At 64.6% G+C, this 18,312-nt stretch carries 17 protein-coding genes and 1 pseudogene; 8 read left to right on the top strand and 10 right to left on the bottom strand.

Going from position 1 to position 18,312, the window contains the following annotated elements; genetic code table 11:
- Nucleotides 1-161: 161 nt before the first annotated feature.
- Nucleotides 162-761 (bottom strand): DUF4097 family beta strand repeat-containing protein, encoded by a 600-nt coding sequence (locus tag XBLMG947_RS08115; RefSeq protein ID WP_065467578.1) that lies wholly within the window; start codon nucleotides 759-761, stop codon nucleotides 162-164.
- A gap of 97 nt (nucleotides 762-858) precedes the next feature.
- Between XBLMG947_RS08115 and XBLMG947_RS08110 the strand changes: the two genes are divergently transcribed.
- Together XBLMG947_RS08110 and XBLMG947_RS08105 are read left to right on the top strand one after the other, a co-directional pair.
- A complete protein-coding gene (locus tag XBLMG947_RS08110; protein WP_181093142.1) occupies nucleotides 859-2,157 on the top strand; it encodes a murein hydrolase activator EnvC family protein in 1,299 nt (432 codons plus the stop codon).
- A gap of 104 nt (nucleotides 2,158-2,261) precedes the next feature.
- Nucleotides 2,262-3,818, top strand: coding sequence for a S41 family peptidase (locus XBLMG947_RS08105; RefSeq protein ID WP_065467574.1), 1,557 nt, complete (start codon nucleotides 2,262-2,264; stop codon nucleotides 3,816-3,818).
- Nucleotides 3,819-4,404: 586 nt separating this feature from the next.
- Here the strand turns inward: XBLMG947_RS08105 and XBLMG947_RS08100 are convergent.
- The 3 genes from XBLMG947_RS08100 to XBLMG947_RS08090 all read right to left on the bottom strand — a co-directional run bounded on the left by XBLMG947_RS08100 (nucleotide 4,405) and on the right by XBLMG947_RS08090 (nucleotide 6,519).
- Nucleotides 4,405-5,391: a D-2-hydroxyacid dehydrogenase family protein gene (locus XBLMG947_RS08100; protein WP_065467572.1), complete on the bottom strand. Its 987-nt coding sequence runs from the start codon at nucleotides 5,389-5,391 to the stop codon at nucleotides 4,405-4,407.
- A complete protein-coding gene (locus XBLMG947_RS08095; protein WP_065467570.1) occupies nucleotides 5,391-5,711 on the bottom strand; it encodes a DUF1820 family protein in 321 nt (106 codons plus the stop codon). The genes XBLMG947_RS08100 and XBLMG947_RS08095 overlap by 1 nt, the downstream gene beginning before the upstream one ends.
- Before the next feature lie 115 nt (nucleotides 5,712-5,826).
- Nucleotides 5,827-6,519 carry a rhomboid family intramembrane serine protease gene (locus XBLMG947_RS08090; protein ID WP_065467569.1) on the bottom strand — a complete coding sequence of 231 codons (693 nt, stop codon included), beginning with the start codon at nucleotides 6,517-6,519 and terminating at the stop codon, nucleotides 5,827-5,829.
- 217 nt (nucleotides 6,520-6,736) lie between these two features.
- Here XBLMG947_RS08090 and XBLMG947_RS08085 point away from each other — a divergent pair, with 217 nt between their 5' ends.
- From XBLMG947_RS08085 to XBLMG947_RS08060, 6 genes and pseudogenes are all read left to right on the top strand, one after another.
- Nucleotides 6,737-8,077: an outer membrane protein transport protein gene (locus tag XBLMG947_RS08085; RefSeq protein ID WP_065467566.1), complete on the top strand. Its 1,341-nt coding sequence runs from the start codon at nucleotides 6,737-6,739 to the stop codon at nucleotides 8,075-8,077.
- A 264-nt stretch (nucleotides 8,078-8,341) separates the two neighbouring features.
- Nucleotides 8,342-9,024: pseudogene (locus XBLMG947_RS08080) on the top strand (2OG-Fe(II) oxygenase).
- A gap of 166 nt (nucleotides 9,025-9,190) precedes the next feature.
- Nucleotides 9,191-10,318, top strand: a complete 1,128-nt coding sequence (locus XBLMG947_RS08075) for a PA0069 family radical SAM protein (RefSeq protein WP_083992959.1) — start codon at nucleotides 9,191-9,193, stop codon at nucleotides 10,316-10,318.
- Nucleotides 10,319-10,711: 393 nt separating this feature from the next.
- Entirely contained in the window at nucleotides 10,712-12,172 is a 1,461-nt protein-coding gene (gene cls / locus XBLMG947_RS08070) for a cardiolipin synthase (RefSeq protein WP_065467562.1), read from the top strand.
- Nucleotides 12,173-12,246: 74 nt separating this feature from the next.
- On the top strand, nucleotides 12,247-12,516 hold the full coding sequence (locus XBLMG947_RS08065) for a hypothetical protein (RefSeq protein WP_065467684.1): 270 nt from the start codon (nucleotides 12,247-12,249) through the stop codon (nucleotides 12,514-12,516).
- Nucleotides 12,517-12,526: 10 nt separating this feature from the next.
- Nucleotides 12,527-13,294, top strand: coding sequence for a pyridoxine 5'-phosphate synthase (locus XBLMG947_RS08060; protein WP_065467560.1), 768 nt, complete (start codon nucleotides 12,527-12,529; stop codon nucleotides 13,292-13,294).
- 262 nt (nucleotides 13,295-13,556) lie between these two features.
- Here the strand turns inward: XBLMG947_RS08060 and XBLMG947_RS08055 are convergent, their stop codons facing one another.
- From XBLMG947_RS08055 to XBLMG947_RS08030, 6 genes are all read right to left on the bottom strand, one after another.
- Nucleotides 13,557-13,913 (bottom strand): ExbD/TolR family protein, encoded by a 357-nt coding sequence (locus XBLMG947_RS08055; protein ID WP_065467558.1) that lies wholly within the window; start codon nucleotides 13,911-13,913, stop codon nucleotides 13,557-13,559.
- Nucleotides 13,914-14,504: 591 nt separating this feature from the next.
- Nucleotides 14,505-14,918 carry an ExbD/TolR family protein gene (locus XBLMG947_RS08050; RefSeq protein ID WP_065467556.1) on the bottom strand — a complete coding sequence of 138 codons (414 nt, stop codon included), beginning with the start codon at nucleotides 14,916-14,918 and terminating at the stop codon, nucleotides 14,505-14,507.
- A 3-nt stretch (nucleotides 14,919-14,921) separates the two neighbouring features.
- Nucleotides 14,922-15,344 carry an ExbD/TolR family protein gene (locus XBLMG947_RS08045; RefSeq protein ID WP_010364790.1) on the bottom strand — a complete coding sequence of 141 codons (423 nt, stop codon included), beginning with the start codon at nucleotides 15,342-15,344 and terminating at the stop codon, nucleotides 14,922-14,924.
- A gap of 46 nt (nucleotides 15,345-15,390) precedes the next feature.
- Complete coding sequence (gene exbB / locus XBLMG947_RS08040; RefSeq protein WP_065467554.1) at nucleotides 15,391-16,152, bottom strand: TonB-system energizer ExbB; 762 nt, start codon at nucleotides 16,150-16,152, stop codon at nucleotides 15,391-15,393.
- A gap of 84 nt (nucleotides 16,153-16,236) precedes the next feature.
- Nucleotides 16,237-16,908 (bottom strand): energy transducer TonB, encoded by a 672-nt coding sequence (locus XBLMG947_RS08035; RefSeq protein ID WP_065467552.1) that lies wholly within the window; start codon nucleotides 16,906-16,908, stop codon nucleotides 16,237-16,239.
- 152 nt (nucleotides 16,909-17,060) lie between these two features.
- Entirely contained in the window at nucleotides 17,061-18,254 is a 1,194-nt protein-coding gene (locus XBLMG947_RS08030) for a tetratricopeptide repeat protein (RefSeq protein ID WP_065467549.1), read from the bottom strand.
- Nucleotides 18,255-18,312: the final 58 nt, after the last annotated feature.

Genomic DNA, 18,312 nt, shown 5'->3' with positions numbered 1-18,312 from the left:
AGCGGAATTCAGATCTTAGAGCCTGCGACGGATAGTGGGGTGAGCGCGGCTGGGGTGGTGCATCGGTCCCTGCCATACGCATTGTGGCCGGGCGGCCGGGCGGTGCGCCTGCAGCAGACGCCCTCGGTCCGGCACACGCATGCAGGTGCGTGCTGCGTGGGTCAGTCCTTCGGCGCCACGTCGCTATCGAAACTGCGTGCCGTGGCGCCGCTCACCGCGCCGATCTTGGCGCTGCGGTGCACGAACAGATTGACCTCGCGCTCGAAGTGCAGCGGTCCATCGACCACCGCATCCGGGCCGATCACCACACGCGGTTTGCGCGAGGGCTGAAACGAAAAACCGAAGTTCGGCTTGGTCACTTCGATGCCGCCGCGTACATGCGAGCCCACCCCGACGGTGATATCGCCGTTGACCGTCTCGATGCCCTTGCCCAGCTCGGTTCCCACCAGGCCAATGCTGCCGTTCACGGTTTCTGCGCCACCGCTGACCTGGCTGCCGCGCTCGGTGAGGATGCTGCCGTTGACCGTTTCCAGCCCACCGGACACGGTCACTTTCTGGCCCAGCGTGATCGAGCCGTTGACCGTTTCCACGGTCCTGGTTTGCGCACCGACGCCGATCTCGATGGAGCCGTTGACCGTATCCAGGGCGCCATAGGTCTTGCCGGCGTCTGCGCTGATTTTGCCGTTGACCTTGCTGATGTCCTCGGCCCAGGCGCTCGTGCAGACCAGGGACAGTGCCAGGAGAAGAATTCGGAGCTTCATGCTGAACCTCGCACGGCGGCGGTTGTCTGGGGCGTGGCGGCGATCACATCATGCTTGGCTACAATCGCGCACCTGCCTGAAGTCACTGGATCTTTCGTTGCCTCCTTCGCCCGCACCGCTGCCGCGCCTGCCGCTCGCTCCTGCCACCGGACGTGGACGGATGTGGCTGGCAACGTGCGTGCTGGCCTGCACCTTGCTGGGCAGCATGGGCGCAAGCGCGCAGAGCCAACGCGAGACCGAGCGCAAGCTGCAGCAGTTGCGCGACGAGCTCAAGACCATCAGCGCCGATCGGCGCGAACTGGAAGGCAAGCGCGGCACCGCCTCGCAACAATTGCGCCAGGCCGATGAGAAAGTGGCCAAGACCGCACGCGCATTGACCGAGACCGAAGCGGCGATGCGTGCGCAGGAACAACATCTTTCCACCCTGCAGCAGGAGCGCGCGCAGTTGCAGCGTGGCCTGCAGAGCCAGCGCGCGCAGCTGGCGGCCTTGTTGCGCGCCGCCGATCAGGTGGGCCGCAACGCGCCGTTGAAAGTGCTGCTGTCGCAGGACACGGTCGGCGATGCCACGCGCATGCTGGCCGATCACCGCTATGTGCAAAACGCGCGTGCGCAGCGCATCCACGCCTTGACCACGCAGCTGGATGCCCTGGCAAAGGTGGAACAGGACATCGCCACCCGACGCCAGGCGCTGGATGCAGCGCGTGCCCAGCAGAAGGCGCAGGCCGCCACCTTGCAGAAGGATCGTTCGCAACAGGCGGCCACCGTCGCGCAACTGGACGATCGCTACAAACAACGCGCCGACCGCGAAAAGGCGATCGGCCAGGATGCCAAGGCGCTGGAACAGCTGCTCGCCAACCTGCGCGCGGCTGCCGCCAAGGCCGAAGCCGAACGTCGCGCCGCTGCCAAACGCGCCGCCGCCGAAGCCGCCGCACAGGCCAAACGCGGCAAGACCGAGCGCCCCGATCGCCCCGGCAAGACGCCACCGAAGGTGGTCTCCAGCGCACCGGCCCCCAAGGTCGGTGGGCTCAGCTGGCCGGTGTCGGGCAATCTGCTGGCCCGCTTCAATGCCACCTTGCCCGATGGCCACACCAGCAAGGGCGTGCTGATCGGCGCGCCCAAGGGCACCACCGTCACCGCAGTGGCCGATGGCACAGTGGTGTTTTCCGACTGGATGACCGGCTACGGCATGATCCTGATCGTGGATCACGGCAACGGCTACATGAGCCTGTACGCGCACAACGACACCTTGCTGCGCGATGCCGGCGCGGCGATCAAACGCGGCGAGGCGGTGGCCAAGGTCGGCAGTTCGGGCGGGCAGGGCGTGCCGGCGCTGTACTTCGAATTGCGTCGCAACGGACAACCGGTGGATCCATCGAGCTGGCTGCAACGCCGCTGAGCGCGGCGCGGTGCCTGCAATTCAACGCGGATTTACCGCTGCTTCGCGCATAATCCGGTCAGCTCCGCGCTGCGGGGCACCTTATCTCTTTGTCGGAGTGCTTCATGCGCGTAGCCGTCCTGTCCGTTGCCCTGTCGCTGGCCCTGTTCGCGTTGCCCGCTTGGGCGCAAAAGGCCGGCCCCGCCGCCGCCCAGGCCACCGCGGACGATCCGGAAGCCAATGAAGCCGCTGTCTCCAAGGTGCCGCTGGATGAGATCCGCCGCCTCGTGGCGGTGTACAACGCGGTCAAGCAGGCCTACGTCGACCCGGTCGAAGACAAGAAGCTGATGCACGCTGCCGTGCGCGGGCTGCTGTCTGACCTGGACCCGCACAGCACCTATTTCGACAAGGAAGACGCCGAAGCCTTCGACGAACAGGCCACCGGCGCCTACGACGGCATCGGCGTGGAATTGCTGCAACAGCAGGACAACACGCTCAAGGTGATCGCGCCGATCGACGACACGCCGGCGGCACGCGCCGGCCTCCGCGCCGGCGATGTGATCGTGGCCATCGACGGCAAGCCGATCGACGCCAGCAAGGCGATGGAACCGCTGCGCGGCGAATCCGGCAGCAAGGTGGTCCTGACCATCATGCGCGACAAGACGCCCAAGCCGTTCGATGTGACCCTGCAGCGCGAAACCATCCGCGTGGCCAGCGTGCGCAGCAGGATGCTGGAGCCGGGCTACGGCTACATCCGCATCAGCACCTTCCAGGCCGACACCGGCGCCGATTTCCAGAAGAACCTCAAGCAGCTGCAGGCCGGCGGCAAGTTGCGCGGCCTGGTGCTGGATCTGCGCAGCAATCCCGGCGGTTTGCTGACCTCGGCGGTGCAGGTGGCCGACGATCTGCTCGACAAGGGCAACATCGTCAGCACCCGCGGGCGCATCTCCATCAGCGATGCCAAGTTCGACGCCACCCCGGGCGACCTGCTGAGCGGCGCACCGGTGGTGGTACTGGTGGACGCCGGCTCGGCCAGTGCGTCGGAAGTGCTGGCCGGCGCGCTGCGCGACAACAAGCGCGCACGCATCATCGGCAGCCGCACCTTCGGCAAGGGCTCGGTGCAGACCGTGCTGCCGCTGGATAACGGCGATTCGGTCAAGCTCACCACTGCGCGTTATTACACGCCCAGCGGCAAGTCGATCCAGGCCAGCGGCATCGTGCCGGAAGTGCAACTCATGCCCGAACCGCAGCCGGGCGATGCCAATGTGCCGGCCAGCCTGACCGACTACAGCGAAGCCACCTTGCCGGGCCATCTGCGCGGCGACGACGAAGGCGAAGAGGGCTACAGCGCCGGCGACGTGCTGCCCGGCGACGGCCCGATTGCTGCGGCGCTGTCCGAACTCAAGCAGCCCGGCTCGGCCGCCAAGGCGCAGGCGGCGCTCAAGGCAAAAGCCCAGGCCGCGCAGAAGGCGAGGGCAGCCACCAAGGCAGCCACCGAGCCGAAGCCGGCGGCAGCGCGCCCGGCGGCCACCGACAAGGCCAAGCCGGGCGCGCCAAGCGAGAAAACCAAGCCAGCGGCTCCAGCTGAACCCGCCAAGCCGGCAGCACCTGCGGACAAACAGACACCTGCCGAGCCGGCCGCACCGACAGACAAATCGACTCCGGCTGAACCCACTAAGTAAGCGCTACGAACAGATGCGCGTGCGATCAGCTGGCTGCGGATCGCACGCGCGTTAACCGCAGCGTGTGCAGTGCTGCGCGCAGTATGTCCGACCAAGCGGCGTCTGTATTTGCACAACATGCAGTGCGTCCTGCGGTTATCGCGTTGTTGATGCTGCGTGGCTTGCTGACTGCCGTAATGACTGCAGTGCAGCGCACGCGTATTCGGTGTTGCATCCCGGACTGTCCGTCACCGTGGTCCGTGAGTAACAGCACCCGTCGCTTGCAGAACGCCGCCTTTGTGGGACGCGTCATCGCCATCCCGGATGGAATGTCTGTGCACGCTACAGGAGATGTTTGCACGTAAACAGGCGCGTTTGCCTCGTTCAATCGCTCGCTCAGCGTGCATTGATCGCGCGATCATCGCGCGTTACAGATCGACCAGTTGCATGGGTTCCCTGCGGCCTGCAGCACCGTGTCGGACGCCGGTTGAAGTCCTCCCAATCCAACGCGCGTGCAAACCTGTCCATGCGTTTCCGTGCGCATTGCTGCGCCAGCCGCGTGCATGGCTCTTGGCCTCTGCATGTTCGATTCACCACGCAATACGCGCTAGCGCGTTGGTGCCAACACGTCCGGATTGACCAGATTGCGCGGCGTACCGGCTGCGAAGGCCAGCACATTGTCGAAGGCGGCTTCGAAATACAGCGCGTAGCTGTCGCGCTCCACATACCCCAGATGCGGTGTCGCCAGCAGGCGCGGGTGCTGCAGCAGCGCATCGCGCGGGTCCAGTACCGGCTCGCGTTCGAACACATCCACCGCCGCTTGCCCGGGCCGGCCGGCATCCAGCGCGGCCAGCAATGCGCCAGGGGCGAGTAATTCGGCACGGCTGGTGTTGACCAGCAAGGCATCCGGGCGCATGCGGCCCAGATCCTGCGCGGTCACCTGATGGCGCGTCTGCGCAGTGAGCCGGCGATGCAGCGACAGCACATCGCTCCGCTCGAACAGCTCCTGGCGGCTGCCCGCAATTGCGTAGCCATCGCGCGCAGCCTGCGCGCACGACGCGTCGCCGCCCCAGACCAGCACCTGCATGCCGAACGCCCGCCCGAACCCGGCCACGCGTTGGCCGATGCGCCCATAACTCCAGATCCCCAGCGTGCGCCCATGCAGCACGCGGCCCAAGCCCGGATCGCCAAGCGCCTGCCAGCGGCCTTGATGCAGCGCATGCTGATATTCGGTCAGCCGACGGCTGGCCGACAGGATCAGCGCCCAGGTCAGCTCGGCCGGTGCCACCGGCGAACCGACGCCCTCGGCCACCGCCACCCCGAACTCGGTGCACGCTGCCACATCCACATGCGTGCCGACGCGTCCGGTCTGGCTGATCAACTTGAGCCGCGGCAAGCGCCGCAACAGGGCCGCATCCACACGGGTGCGCTCGCGGATCAGCACCAGCGCATCGGCTTCGACCAGGCGCTCGGCCCATTCGTTGGGATCGGTGGCCAACGCGCCGAGCACCTGCACGTCGTGCCCCTCCAGTCGCTGCAGGCAGGGCAGGTGGCGCACCGCCCCCTGGTAGTCGTCGGGCACCAGGATGCGCATCAGCGTGGCTTGATCGGTGAGGGGAACGAGGTGACCACCTTGTCGCCGGTGGTGGCATCGCGGATCACCGACTGGCCTTTCTTTTCCACTTCTTCGATCCGCACGATGCTCTGCATCGGCAGGTGCAAGGTCTTGGTGTTGCCGAATTCTTCGCGCAGGCGCTCTTCGGTGGGGTCCACCACCAGGCCGTCGTGCACGTCGAAGACCAGCTCGCCGATCTGGTTGAAGCCCCACAGATGGCTGCCGGTGACCTCGCGCGCGTAGAGCTCGTAGACCTTGCCGTGATTGAGGAAGGTGACTTTGTACAGAGACTTGGACATGCCGCGATTATAGGCGCGCGCGCCCGGCCGCCGACGTGCGCGCCCTCGCGCGCTGGTGCGCCGGCCGCGCAGCGATCGAAGCCTGCTCAGCTCGCCACCACGCGTGCTGCATGCCTCAGAAGCCGTGGCGCTTGCGCAGCCGCCGCGCGATCGCCGCGCGCACGTACAAGCCGTACACGATGCCGAACACGAAGCCGGCGATATGCGCCGACCACGCCACCATGCCGAAGGCCGGGCCGATGTAGGCGAACACCACCTGCAGCAGTGCCCAGGCACCGATCAGCAGCGGCGCCGGCACACGAATGAATTCCAGAAACACACCCAGTGGCAGCACCACGCCCAGCTTGGCGCCCGGAAACAGCGCCAGATACGTGCCGATCAATGCCGACACCGCGCCCGAAGCGCCGATGATCACCCGGTCCGGCGTGCCGATGGCAAAGATCGCCGCCAGGTTGGAGGCCGCGCCGCCGACCAGAAACAGCAACAACAACCGCCACGGCCCCAGGATGCGCTCGGCCGGCAGCCCGAAGATCAGCAAGAACACCAGGTTGCCCAGAAGATGCGACCAATCGGCGTGCAGAAACAGCGCAGTGAACAGCCGCAGCACGCTGCCGTCGCGCAACGTGGCCAACCAGTCGCCCAGATTGGAGACGCCGCTGGAGAGTGCGCCCCAGTCCAGCCATAGCGTATTGCGCGCCTCGCCCGGCCGGCTGATCGACCACAGATACGCCAGCCACACCGTCGCAAACAGCAGCGGCACCGCCCAGCGGGGCGTGGGTTTCTTGCGGGACGGGAGAGAGACGAACATCGGAGGGGGACAATAGCCGGTCCACGCTGCTGAACCCACCCCTAACCTGACGGCGCGTTCAGCGTGCGATTCGTTATTGTTCGGTTAATCGTCATAGGTATACTGCGTACGGCGTCGTATGTCGGGGGGGGTCTCCGGCGCGGTCCGGGCACTGGGTTGGTGCTGGACGCGGGCGCTGAATCGACCATTGCAGTCCTTATCCGGAGAGCTACAACTTATGTCTACTGCTTCCACTCTCAGCCGCGCCACCCTGTTGGCCGTCGGTATCGCTGGCGTACTGGCCGTTGGTCAGGCGCAGGGCGCCGCATTCCAGCTGAAGGAAAACAGCGCCAAGGGCCTTGGCCGCGCATTCGCAGGTTCGGGCAGCGCCCCGGACGATGCCTCCATCATGGTCAACAACCCGGCCGGCATGCGCCAGTTGGACGGTCGCCTGTTCCAGGCCGACGTCAGCGCCATCAGCTTCTCGGCCAAATTCCAGCCTGAATCGGCCAACTACGCCAACGGCGCCCCGGTCTCCGGCGGCAACGGCGGCGATGCCGGCATGATCGCGCCGGTCCCGGCGATGTACTTCCACGTGCCGTTCGGCGAGAACGACAACATGCACCTGGGCACCTCGCTGACCGTGCCGTTCGGCTTCAAGACCGAATACGACCGCGACTGGGTCGGCCGTTACCACGGCACCAAGACCGAGCTGCAGGCGATCGACTTCAACGTCGCGTTCTCCTATGACGTGAACCCGTACGTGTCCTTCGGTGCCTCGGTGTTCGCCGAGCGTCTGGATATCGACCTGGCCAACGCGGTGGATTTCGGCAGCGTGCTGGCTGCGCGCCGCGTGCCGGGCTTCGCGCCGGGCAGCGCCGATGGCTATTCGCGCATCAAGGGCGACAGCACCGAAGTGGGCTTCACCCTGGGTGGCTTGTTCAGCATCGATGAGAACACCCACATCGGCTTCAGCTACCGCTCGCAGGTGGAACACAAGATCACCGACGGCACCGCCGACTTCACCGTGCCGGGCAGTGCGGCCGCCGTGCTGAACGCGGCCGCACCGGGCACCTTCGTCGACACCAAGGGCCGCGCCACCGTCAAGCTGCCGGCCAGCGCCACCGCCAGCTTCACGCATAACGTGAACGAGCAGTGGTCGATCATGGCCGACGTCACCCGCACCGCCTGGAGCAAGTTCGACCAGGTGACGGTGGACTTCGCCTCCAACCAGCCCGACAGCGTGCTGGACTTCTCCTACCGCGACACCACCTTCGCCTCGATCGGTGCCGACTACCGCATGAGCGACACGCTGACCCTGCGCGGCGGCCTGGCCTACGACCAGACCCCGACCACGGCCGAGCACCGCGACGTGCGCGTGCCGGACGCGAGCCGCAAGTGGGTGTCGCTGGGTATGAGCTGGCGTCCGTCGGCGCAGACCGAATACAACTTCGGTTACACCCACCTATTCACCAGCGACCCGACCAGCGACACCCGCAGCGCCACCGGCGACCGTCTGGCTGGCAGCTACGACGTGAAGGGCGACGTGCTGGCCGCGTCGATCAACTACAAGTTCTGATCGTCGCAGTACGCGTTGTTTGACGAAAAACCCTGCTTCGGCGGGGTTTTTCTTTGCTGCGTTGCATGCCCAACACGCGACACGAGCAACCGGCAACAAACGAAGCGGGCAGGACACCGCCTATCAGCGCCGCGCGTCTCCCATGCGCGGTGTCGCCACGCCGCCAAGCGCGGGTGATGTCGACAACGTCGCGCGCGGATCCAGCCTGTGCGCAGTGCATGGCGAACGCTGCAGCCGGCGCGCCAGATTGCTATGGTCAAGCGCATGAGCCAACCTGATTTCATCCAGATCACCGACGACGCCATCTCGCGCGAAGATTCATGCGCCAGAGCCAGCAGCTGCATCCAGGCCGCATCGGTGGCGGTGTGTTCCCAGACCTCAAACGCAGCCGCGACTTACGCATCAGTGGTATGGCCGAATGGGCGGCAGTGGAAAGCCGCCTGCAACACGCCGTGTTCGACGGCGTGCTCGCTTATCTGCGGCAGTATCCGCAGGCCCTGATCTCACCGTTGATGCTGCAAGTCACCACGGCCGATGGCACCCCGCATCGCCTGGTGGCCGAGGACATCGTGCAGATGAGCGACCAGGCGCTGGGCGATCTGGCGCGTACCTGCCTGCGCCCGGGCGCGATCAATCTGCAGTGGTATATCGCCGACCAGGGCGGCTACCCGTATTGGCATTGCGAGTTGTATCCGCGCGATGCCGGTGCCGACACGCTGCATCGGCATCTGTTGTGGACGCTCTATCTCAATGACGACTTCGAGCAAGGCGAAACCGAATTCCTGTTCCAGCAACGCAAGGCGCGCCCGCGCACCGGCAGCCTGTTGATCGCTCCCACCGCCTTCACCCACACCCACCGCGGCAACCGCCCGGTCGGCGGCGACAAGTTCATCGCCACCAGCTGGATCCTGTTTCAGTCGGCGCAGGCGCTTTACGGCGGGGAATAGGGAATCGGGAATCGCAGCGGCGGCGGTTGCGGTTGCTGATTGCCGATTCCTGCATCTGGACAGCCTCCTTGGCGTGCGCCCTGCGTTGCGCTCTAGCGCTTGTGCTCGCTCGTCACTGCCGTGGGCATTGCTTGCACCACGCATCGTTAGTAAGAATACTAACCGCATGCAAAAGACTTCTTCCCCGAGTACGACCGATGCAGCTGAGCAGGATGTGCGCAGTTCGCGCACGGTCGTCAAGGGGCGCGGCACCAACGCCTACGTGCCTGGTCGCTTCTCGGTCGCCACCGCCGTTGAAATAGACGATGGCTGGGGCACGGTCGATGCCGATGGCGAAACTGCCATTCGCCCCAAGACCGTGGTGGCCGAAGAAGCCGCACGCAGCATCATCAGCCGCAACAACTCGCCCGACATCGGGTTTTCGCAGTCCGTGAATCCTTATCGGGGATGTGAGCACGGGTGCGTGTACTGCTTTGCCAGACCGTCGCACGCGTATCTGGATCTGTCGCCGGGACTGGATTTCGAGACGCGGATCTTCGCCAAGCCGAATGCGGCAGCCCTGCTGCGTGCCGAGATCGCACGCCCTTCCTACCAGTGTTCGCCGATCGCGTTGGGGATCAATACCGACGCTTACCAGCCCGCCGAGCGGCGTTACGGGATTTCCCGGCAATGCCTGGACGTCCTCGCAGAAGCCCGGCACCCTGTCAGCTTCGTGACCAAGGCGGCCTTGATCGAACGCGACATCGATGTGCTTGCCGAGATGGCGCAGCACAACCTGGTGTCGGTGTATTTCTCGGTCACCACGCTCGACAATCGTCTTGCGGCCAAGATGGAGCCACGTGCCGCCGCGCCGCATGCACGGCTACGCGCAATGCAGACGCTGCACGCTGCCGGCGTGCCGGTCGGCGTCCTGGTCGCTCCGGTCATCCCGATGATCAACGACAAGGAACTCGAGCGCATCCTGGAAGCGGCCAAGGCTCATGGCGCGCGCGCGGCCGGGTACGTGCTGCTGCGTTTGCCGCATGAGCTCACCCAGTTATGGCGCGAGTGGCTTGCGCTGCATTATCCCGATCGCGCCAAGCATGTCATGAGCCTGATCCAGCAAATGCGCGGCGGCAAGGACTACGACAGCCGCTTCGGTCAGCGCATGGTCGGCGAAGGCCCGTTTGCTGAGCTGATCGCGCAACGTTTTTCCATCGCGTATCGACGCCTTGGATTCGGGCGATTGCCAAAGCTCGATACCACGCAGTTCCGGCCACCCAAACCGGACACACCGCAACTGGACTTGTTTTGATCGTTCTGCACTGTCTGCTTCGGCGTTGGTTCCCGAGCGGTGCACGACCTCCAGCAAGTGGTTACAACCTGATGGCGTGAAAGGGTTGCAGCACGAGGTCGGCACGTGCCGAACGTCCAACCTCGAACGCACGTTGATACTGCGCAAGCGCATTGCTCAATCCTCGCTGCAGCGCGGTCTAGCGATGGCTGGCGCGTGTCATGCAGGTTGAGATGGGCATGGGCAAGATGCCGACATTGGCAGAGCAGGGGGGACGTCGCGCCGGCTTGATGGGCAGCAGGGCGAGCAAGGCGGCAGTGGCAGCGTTGGAGTAGCACTTCTGAAGTCGCCGCATCGGTCACTCAGGCAGCCTACGGTCATCGCAACACCGCGTGCGCCCCGTAGAATCCGCGCATGCTCGCACTTGCACAGGGCGCGTGGGATTGGCTGGCCAACATTCCCCACCTCGAAGCGCTCCTTCTCGCCGCCTACCTGCTCTATCTGCTGTGGATCGCCAGCTGGATCGTGTTGCAAAAGCGCGAGCCGGTGGCCACGCTGAGCTGGGTACTGTCGCTGGCGGCGCTGCCGTACCTGGGACTGTTGATCTACTACTGGCTGGGCCCGCAAAAAGTGAAGCGGCAGCGGTTGCGGCGCGGACGCTCGCGCTCGGGCATGGAGAGCTACAGCACCGTCTGCCCCCCGGATGCCGACTGCACGGAGCTGGCCAAGATCGCTCAGTCCACCACCGGGCTGGCGCCCAGCAGCGCCACCGAAGTGCATTGGCTGGTGGATGGCGCTGCGACGTACGCCGCCATCATCGACGCGATCGGTCATGCGCGCGACCACATCCATCTGGAGTACTACATCTTCCAGCCCGACCACAGCGGCACCGCGATCTGCGCTGCGCTGATGGAGCGCGCCCGCGCCGGGGTCAAGGTGCGCCTGCTGATGGATGCGGTGGGCTCGTCGGCGATGACCCGGCGCGTGTTGCGCACGCTGCGGCAGGCCGGGGTGGAAACCGCCTGGTTCCACCCATCGCAGCTGCTCAAGCCCTTCAAGCGGCCGTGGCTGAACCTGCGCACCCACCGCAAGGTGATCGTCATCGATGGCCGGATCGGCTTCACCGGCGGCATCAACGTTACCGACGACGAAAACGAGCAGGTGCGCAAGGATGCGTATCGCGATCTGCACGTGCGCCTGCAAGGCCATGTGGTGCGCAGTCTGCAGCTGGTGTTCCTGGAGGATTGGCTCTATGCCACCGGCCAGGGCCGCGCCGCCTTCCACGGCCAGCAGCTGTGGCCGGACGATGTGCCCACCCGCGCGCAGGGCAGCGTAGATGCGCAGGTGCTGGTGTCCGGACCGGATTCGTCGTGGGAAGCGATCCACCGCCTGATGGTTGCAGCCATCCATGAGGCCAAGCACCGGGTGTGGCTGGTCACCCCGTATTTCGTCCCCGGCGAAGCCGCCCGCATGGCGCTGACCTCGGCCGCGCTCGGCGGGCTGGACGTGCGCCTGCTGGTGCCGCGGGTGAGCGATTCGCGCCTGGTCACCTACGCGGCACGGTCGTATTTCGACGAGCTGCTCGAGGCAGGCGTGCGTATCTACGAATACGGCCCGCGCATGCTGCACACCAAGGCGCTACTGACCGACGACGATGTGTGCATCGTCGGCAGCGCCAATTTCGACAGCCGCAGCTTCCGTCTCAATTTCGAACTGTCGATGCTGTTCCGCGATCAGGCGGTCGCGGCGGAGGTGGCCGGGCTGATCGGCACCGACATGGAACAGGCGCAGGAAGTGCGCTTCGTGCCGCATCGGCCGTTATGGCGTTCACGCCTGCCGGAGGCGGGCGCACGGCTGCTGTCGCCGCTGCTCTGACCAGCAACGGCGCGCCCACGTGGAACCGCGCCGTGCCCGGCGCTACACTGCCGCCACTCAACGGGGAGCTTGTCATGCACTGGCTGTTTCTGCTTATGGCACTGGGTGCGCTGGTGCTGGCCTTCAGCACGCCGCATGTGTGGTTGCTGGTGGTCTCGCTGCTGGTGGCGTTGGTGCTGCTGCTGTTGTGGACGCGCGGCTGGTTCGCCTCGCGCATGGGCGACACCCAACGCGATACCAGCAGCATGATCGACCCGGCCGAGTTGCGCCGCCTGCGCGAACTGGCCGACGCGCGCAAGTCGGCCGCCGCTGCCGCAGCACGCGACAGCACGCCGCAGGCCTGACGGCGATCGTATGACCACCCAGCTCAGCGTCAACGTCAACAAGATCGCGGTCCTGCGCAATTCGCGCGGTGGCACCGGCCCGGATGTGGTGCAGGCCGCACGCACCTGCATCGCGGCCGGTGCGCACGGCATCACCGTGCACCCGCGCCCGGACCAGCGCCATATCCGTGCCGACGACGTGTTGGCGCTCAGTGCGCTGACGCGCGAGCACGCTGTCGAATTCAATATCGAAGGCAACCCGTTCGCGCCGCCACGGACAGGCTATCCGGGGCTGCTGGCGTTGTGCCGCGCCACACGCCCCGAACAAATCACGCTGGTGCCGGACGGCGACGGGCAACTGACGTCCGACCACGGGTTCGATTTTGCGCAGGACACCACGCAACTCGCCGAGTTGATCGCCGCGTTCAAGGCGCTGGGCAGCCGTGTCAGCCTGTTCGTCGATGCCGGTAACCCGGACATCGCCAGCGCGGCCCTGCTCGGTGCAGACCGTATCGAGTTGTACACCGGCCCGTATGCGCACGCGCATGCCAGCGGGCAGGCGGATACCGCATTGACGCTGTTCGCCGATGCCGCGCAGCGCGCCCATGCCGCTGGCCTGGGCATCAATGCAGGGCATGATTTATCGCAGGCCAACCTGGGCGATTTTCTCGCCGCTGTCCCGGGCGTGCGCGAAGTGTCCATCGGCCACGCCTTGATCAGCGAAGCCCTGTATCAAGGGTTGGATGCGAGCGTGCGTGCGTATGTCGGCATTCTGCACGGCGGCCACGTCACCGCCTGAGTCCGTGCGGTAACGGCGGCGTCCGATGACCAATCACTGTGTTGGCAATAACGCGTGCGTGTGAGCTGCGTGCTGCGTGCTGCGCAGTCACTTTACGAGGTGGTGTTTGATCCGTCACTTCAACCTGCTGGCGGCAAGTAACCACCTTGATCCCTCACCATTCCGTTGGGCGTACAAAGACGCGATGCGGCGACTGGGCCCCGCATCGCCTGTTGTTGTTTTCATTGCACTTGGCCAAGAGCAAAGCGCTCTTGGAAAACATTTACTGTACGAACGCAATGCGCTGCACCTGTGCATTCTTTGCTGCCGCCAGCACGCTCGCCATCACTGCGTACTCGGCGTCGGCACTTGCGGCGATGCGCTGTTCCGGCTGATTTCCCGCGGTTTCCTGCATCTGCCCGATCAGCATGGACTGGAATTGCTGCAGCTTCATCGGGCTGGCATTCCAGAACAGTTGGCCGTCCGCATCCACACGCAAGGCGATGGGTGCAGGCGGCTCCAGTCGTGTCTCGGCTTGCGAACTGTGCCGCGGCAGAGCCACCGTGATGGTTCGCGTCACCAGCGGCGTGACATTGATCTCCGCCAGCAGTCCCCGATTCCCGATCGTGCTGAAAGCCATGACTGCCTCCTGGGGTGGGATCGTAGGCGCTGCACAGCCGGGCGGCATACACCTGCCACTAACGTCGGCAACGCGACGCATGTGCGTGCGCGCCTGAGCGGAGCGGGGTGCCCTCGCAGAGCAGGGCATCGGCTTGGCGCGCATGCCTGGGCGTTGACACGCGCCCAAGCGCGGAGAGCAACGCGTGCGGGATCCAGGAAGTCGGCAATCGAGCGCCAACAAGCGTTGGCCGCCTTGCGGACAGTCGAGTCAATGTATGACGCGCCTTCTGCGCGTCATACGCGCAAAAGGCAGGCCGCAACGCTCATGACCAGTGCGCACCTGGTGCATAGCCGGGCAGTGGGCGCAACAATCCCATCGACATGTATCACTCCGTTGCGTGCCATCTGGCAGTAAACGAAGGGCGTGACCGGCAACTTTCCTGCAGCAACAACCGCGCAACTGCTTCGGTGCAAAGCGATCGAGATCGCTGCGACACAGGTGTAGTTTTAGATGCCGCGATGCAGACAGCAGACACAAAAAAAAACGCCACCGTTTCCGGTGGCGTCGCAGTCGCGTCATGACTGTTGTGTTGCGGTCTTGCAGAACCGTTTACTGCTGCATGAAGCCGATTTTCTTCATCTGCGAGTTCTTCGCAGCGGCCAGTACCTTGGCCATCACCTCGTACTCCGCATCCGGATTTGCATCGATGCGCAGTTCCGGCTGATTGGTCGGATCGGCCTGCACCACTTCTTCCATCTTCTGTTGCAACGCATCGACCGGGGTCGGGCTGTTGTTCCAGAACACCTGGTTGCTGGCGTCGATGCGCAATTCGATCGGCGGCGGCGGTTCGGTCGTCTGCGGTGGCGGGTTGAGCACCCGCTGCGGCAGATCCACGGCGATCGGGTAGGTCATGATCGGCGCGGTCACGATGAAGATGATCAGCAGCACCAGCATCACGTCCACCAGCGGCGTGACGTTGATGTCGGCCATCGGGCCACGGCCACCACCTGTACTAAATGCCATGGCTTACTGCCCCTTCACTTTGGTTGCAACGAAACCGACGTCCAGCATGCCCTGACCCTGCGCGATCTTGGTGATCTCGTTGATCGTACGCATTTTGGTCGTGCGGTCGCCACGCAGGTTGAGCGGCGGCTGCGGGGTCTGCTGTGCGGCGGTGGACAGGCGCGATTCCAAGGCTTCCTTGGAGATCGGCTCGTCGTTCCAGTACAGCGACCCATCTTCCTTGACCGCCAGAGTGATCGGCGCGGCGCGTTTCTCCGCATCTTCCTTCTGGATCAAGTTGGCCTGTGGCAGCTCCACCTTGACCTTGTGGGACATCAGCGGTGCCGTAATGATGAAGATGATCAGCAGCACCAGCATGACGTCCACCAGGGGCGTCACATTGATGTCGGCCATCGGGCCACCGCTGTTTCCACTACTGAAGGCCATAACGGGCTCCGTCTAAATCGTTGCGAAGGCGTTCTTTACGACCGGATTAGCGGACGCGCGAACCGGTGGCGAAGAAGTCGTGCAGGTCGTGGGCGAAGGTGTCGAACTTGGCGATCACCGAGCTGTTGACCTTGGAGAAGAAGTTGAACGCGAACACGGCCGGGATGGCGACGAACAGACCGATCGCGGTCATGATCAGCGCTTCGCCCACCGGGCCGGCAACGGCGTCGATGGAGGCCGAACCGGTTGCACCGATCTTGATCAGCGCGCCATAGATGCCCCACACGGTACCGAGCAGACCGACGAACGGCGCGGTCGCACCGACGGTCGCCAGCAGGGTCATGCCCGACTGCAGCTTGGTGCTTTCGCGGGTCACGGCCTGACGCAGGGCACGGTCGACGAACTCCGAACGGCTCAGGCTCTCGCCCATGCCACCGGTGCTGCCTTCTGCGCGCTGGTGGTGCGCTGCAGCCTGAGCTGCGTCAAGCGCGATCTTGGAGAACGGCTCGGACGCCGGCTGCGCTTCCATGGCGCGGATGGCGTCCTGTGCATTCGGGGCATCCCAGAACGCGGTGGTGACGCGGTCAGCCGCGCTCTTCAGACGGGTGGCGCGGAAGATATTGATGACAGTCCAGTACCAGGAGGCAGCGGACATGGCGATCAGGGTGATCAACACGACCCAAGACACGGCGAAGTCGCCTGGGCTGGAGGTCATTTCGGTGATCAAGTGCTCGAAGCCCATCTGCGACAGAGCGGCCGACGGATTGGAGCCCCCTGCAGCGGCGGCGATAAAGAATTCCTGCAGCATGACGCTTACCTTTGTTGTGTGTGGTGATGAAGGGTGGAGCGAAAGGAAGACAGGATCCTGGGCCGACCACAGCCGGCCCGTGGATCAGTTCAGAGCAAAGTTGACCGGGACGCGGACGCGTCCGGCGGCTTTCTGCCCGTTGACAGTGGAGGCGTTGAACTTCCACTTGCGTGCTGCGTCCATCGCGGCACGGTCAAGGTCGCGGTTGCGGCTGGACTTTTCGACCGACACGTTGGTCACGTTGCCGCTTGCATCCACATCCACGATCAGGATGACCTCGCCTTGGACGCCGGCACGGAATGCAGCAGGCGGATACTTCGGCGGGTTCATGTTCTTGGACGAGATATCGACGCTGGCGCCAATGTCGCTCGGCTGAGCCGGAGGGCTCGGCGGGCTCGGCGGCGTGACGATATCGCTCGGACGCGGTTCGGGAACGTCGACCACCGGAGCTTCCGGCGGCGGCGGAACCGGTGACGGCTTCGGCGGCGACAGATTCTTGACCGGCGGCGGCGGCTTGTCTTCCGGCGGCGGCGGCGGCGGCGGCGGCGGGGGAGGCGGCGGTGCATCCACCAACGTCACCGTGGTGGTGCGCTCCTTCTCTGCCGGAGCCTTCGGCGCCACTGCAGGGATCAGCAACATCATCAGTGCAGTGAGGTGCAAAGCAATTACAAAAGCAATGCCGATAATGCGGGCCCAGCTCAGGCCCTGGTTCCCGGCATCGTAGTCATGCCTGTGGATAACGAGTTGTTCCGTCATGCGCCAATGGCTCTTTCAGTGGGGGCCCGGATCACTGTGATGATCCCCAGGTTTTCGGACGGCTCTGACACCGCAGGAACTCCCAAGCTTATACCAATCCCGAGTCCTGCAACCACTAAAAACACAGGGATTTCGGGGGTTTATTTTCTTCTTTACTTCAGGTTGATGATCTTCTTGGCGTCTTCGGGTTTTTTAACGCCCTTGGCGATCGCCTGCTGTGCGGCCTGCTTGGCCTCCGGGATGCGACCTTCCGAGTGCAGTGCCTTGGCCAGATTCAAATAGGTCTCGCCGTCCTTGGAAAGCGGTGCGGCCTTCTGCCAGTTTTCGATCGCCTTCGGCACATCGTCGCTGTAGTAATACGACTGCGCCAGCGCAAGGTATGTCTGATAATCAGGCTTGAGGATGCCCTTTTGCATACCTTCATTGATGACAGCGATGACGTCCTTTTCCTTGTTCTCGGTGTTGGCGTAGATGGAATACAACTGCTTGTATTCCTTTTCTTCGGTCAACTGCCCGGAGGCACGCAGCTTGTCCATCACGCCTGCGGCCTTGTCCATCTGGTCGGCCTGCATGTACATGCTGGCCAGGTTGAGCTGGGCTTTCTTGTCGTTCGGCGTCTTGGCAGCAAGCGCCTCGGCAGCAGCGATCGCCTCACCGGTCTGGCCGGCTTCGGCGTATGAGGCCATCAGCAACTGGTTCCAGGTGTCCTTGGGCTCGGGCGACGCAGCAATTGCCTGCTTCAACACCGGAATCGCCTCCTTATAGCGCTCGGCCTGGTACAGCGCCTGGCCCTTGAGGATCAGATCCTCCGGACGCTGCGACTTGCTCTCTTCGAGGTACTTATCAAGCGTGGCCAGACCTTCGGCCTGCTGGTTGTCCTGCATCTGCAACTGCGCCAGCATCAGCATCGACTGGAACTGGCCGTTGTTGTCCAGCGCGTTCAGACCGATCGCCTGCTGCAGATATTTCTTGGCAGCGGCGGCGTCGTTCAGGTTGTAGGCAGCCTGCGCGGCCAGCTGAGCGGCCAGCGCCTTGTCGGCGTCGTTGGCAGCGCTGTTGGCCAGGATCTCATCGGCCTGGGTCCGCACGCCCGGGTAGTCTTCGCCCTTGTTGAAGGTTTCGATCAGCTTCTGCAGCTTGCTGCTCAACTTCGACGACGGCTTGATCGTCGGTGCCTGACGGGGCGACTGCGGGTACAGCTCCTCGGCCTTGCCGCTTTTGGATTTGCGGCTGGCGCGTTCCGAGGAACGATCCGACTGTGCGACCGCATCGGTGACGACAGCCCCACCCAGCGACGCGGCAATGAACAGGGACAACAGGGCTTGCTTGCGGTTGAGCAGTTTCATGTTTGACCTCGGACGATCCGCCGTCGGGCGGTACGAAAAAGCGGAATAGGCGCTGTAC

The organism is Xanthomonas bromi, assembly GCF_900092025.1.
GTDB classification, from domain to species: Bacteria; Pseudomonadota; Gammaproteobacteria; order Xanthomonadales; family Xanthomonadaceae; genus Xanthomonas; species Xanthomonas bromi.
Note: the sequence above shows the minus strand (reverse complement) of the source record. Positions and strands in the feature narration are given on the sequence as shown.

What these genes read in the sequence shown, in the direction of transcription:
- XBLMG947_RS08115 (WP_065467578.1), bottom strand. Translation starts at nt 761, where the DNA reads ATGAAGCTCCGAATTCTTCTCCTGGCACTGTCCCTGGTCTGCACGAGC.
- XBLMG947_RS08105 (WP_065467574.1), top strand. Translation starts at nt 2,262, where the DNA reads ATGCGCGTAGCCGTCCTGTCCGTTGCCCTGTCGCTGGCCCTGTTCGCG.
- XBLMG947_RS08100 (WP_065467572.1), bottom strand. Translation starts at nt 5,391, where the DNA reads ATGCGCATCCTGGTGCCCGACGACTACCAGGGGGCGGTGCGCCACCTG.
- XBLMG947_RS08095 (WP_065467570.1), bottom strand. Translation starts at nt 5,711, where the DNA reads ATGTCCAAGTCTCTGTACAAAGTCACCTTCCTCAATCACGGCAAGGTC.
- XBLMG947_RS08090 (WP_065467569.1), bottom strand. Translation starts at nt 6,519, where the DNA reads ATGTTCGTCTCTCTCCCGTCCCGCAAGAAACCCACGCCCCGCTGGGCG.
- XBLMG947_RS08085 (WP_065467566.1), top strand. Translation starts at nt 6,737, where the DNA reads ATGTCTACTGCTTCCACTCTCAGCCGCGCCACCCTGTTGGCCGTCGGT.
- XBLMG947_RS08075 (WP_083992959.1), top strand. Translation starts at nt 9,191, where the DNA reads ATGCAAAAGACTTCTTCCCCGAGTACGACCGATGCAGCTGAGCAGGAT.
- cls (WP_065467562.1), top strand. Translation starts at nt 10,712, where the DNA reads ATGCTCGCACTTGCACAGGGCGCGTGGGATTGGCTGGCCAACATTCCC.
- XBLMG947_RS08065 (WP_065467684.1), top strand. Translation starts at nt 12,247, where the DNA reads ATGCACTGGCTGTTTCTGCTTATGGCACTGGGTGCGCTGGTGCTGGCC.
- XBLMG947_RS08060 (WP_065467560.1), top strand. Translation starts at nt 12,527, where the DNA reads ATGACCACCCAGCTCAGCGTCAACGTCAACAAGATCGCGGTCCTGCGC.
- XBLMG947_RS08055 (WP_065467558.1), bottom strand. Translation starts at nt 13,913, where the DNA reads ATGGCTTTCAGCACGATCGGGAATCGGGGACTGCTGGCGGAGATCAAT.
- XBLMG947_RS08050 (WP_065467556.1), bottom strand. Translation starts at nt 14,918, where the DNA reads ATGGCATTTAGTACAGGTGGTGGCCGTGGCCCGATGGCCGACATCAAC.
- XBLMG947_RS08045 (WP_010364790.1), bottom strand. Translation starts at nt 15,344, where the DNA reads ATGGCCTTCAGTAGTGGAAACAGCGGTGGCCCGATGGCCGACATCAAT.
- exbB (WP_065467554.1), bottom strand. Translation starts at nt 16,152, where the DNA reads ATGCTGCAGGAATTCTTTATCGCCGCCGCTGCAGGGGGCTCCAATCCG.
- XBLMG947_RS08035 (WP_065467552.1), bottom strand. Translation starts at nt 16,908, where the DNA reads ATGACGGAACAACTCGTTATCCACAGGCATGACTACGATGCCGGGAAC.
- XBLMG947_RS08030 (WP_065467549.1), bottom strand. Translation starts at nt 18,254, where the DNA reads ATGAAACTGCTCAACCGCAAGCAAGCCCTGTTGTCCCTGTTCATTGCC.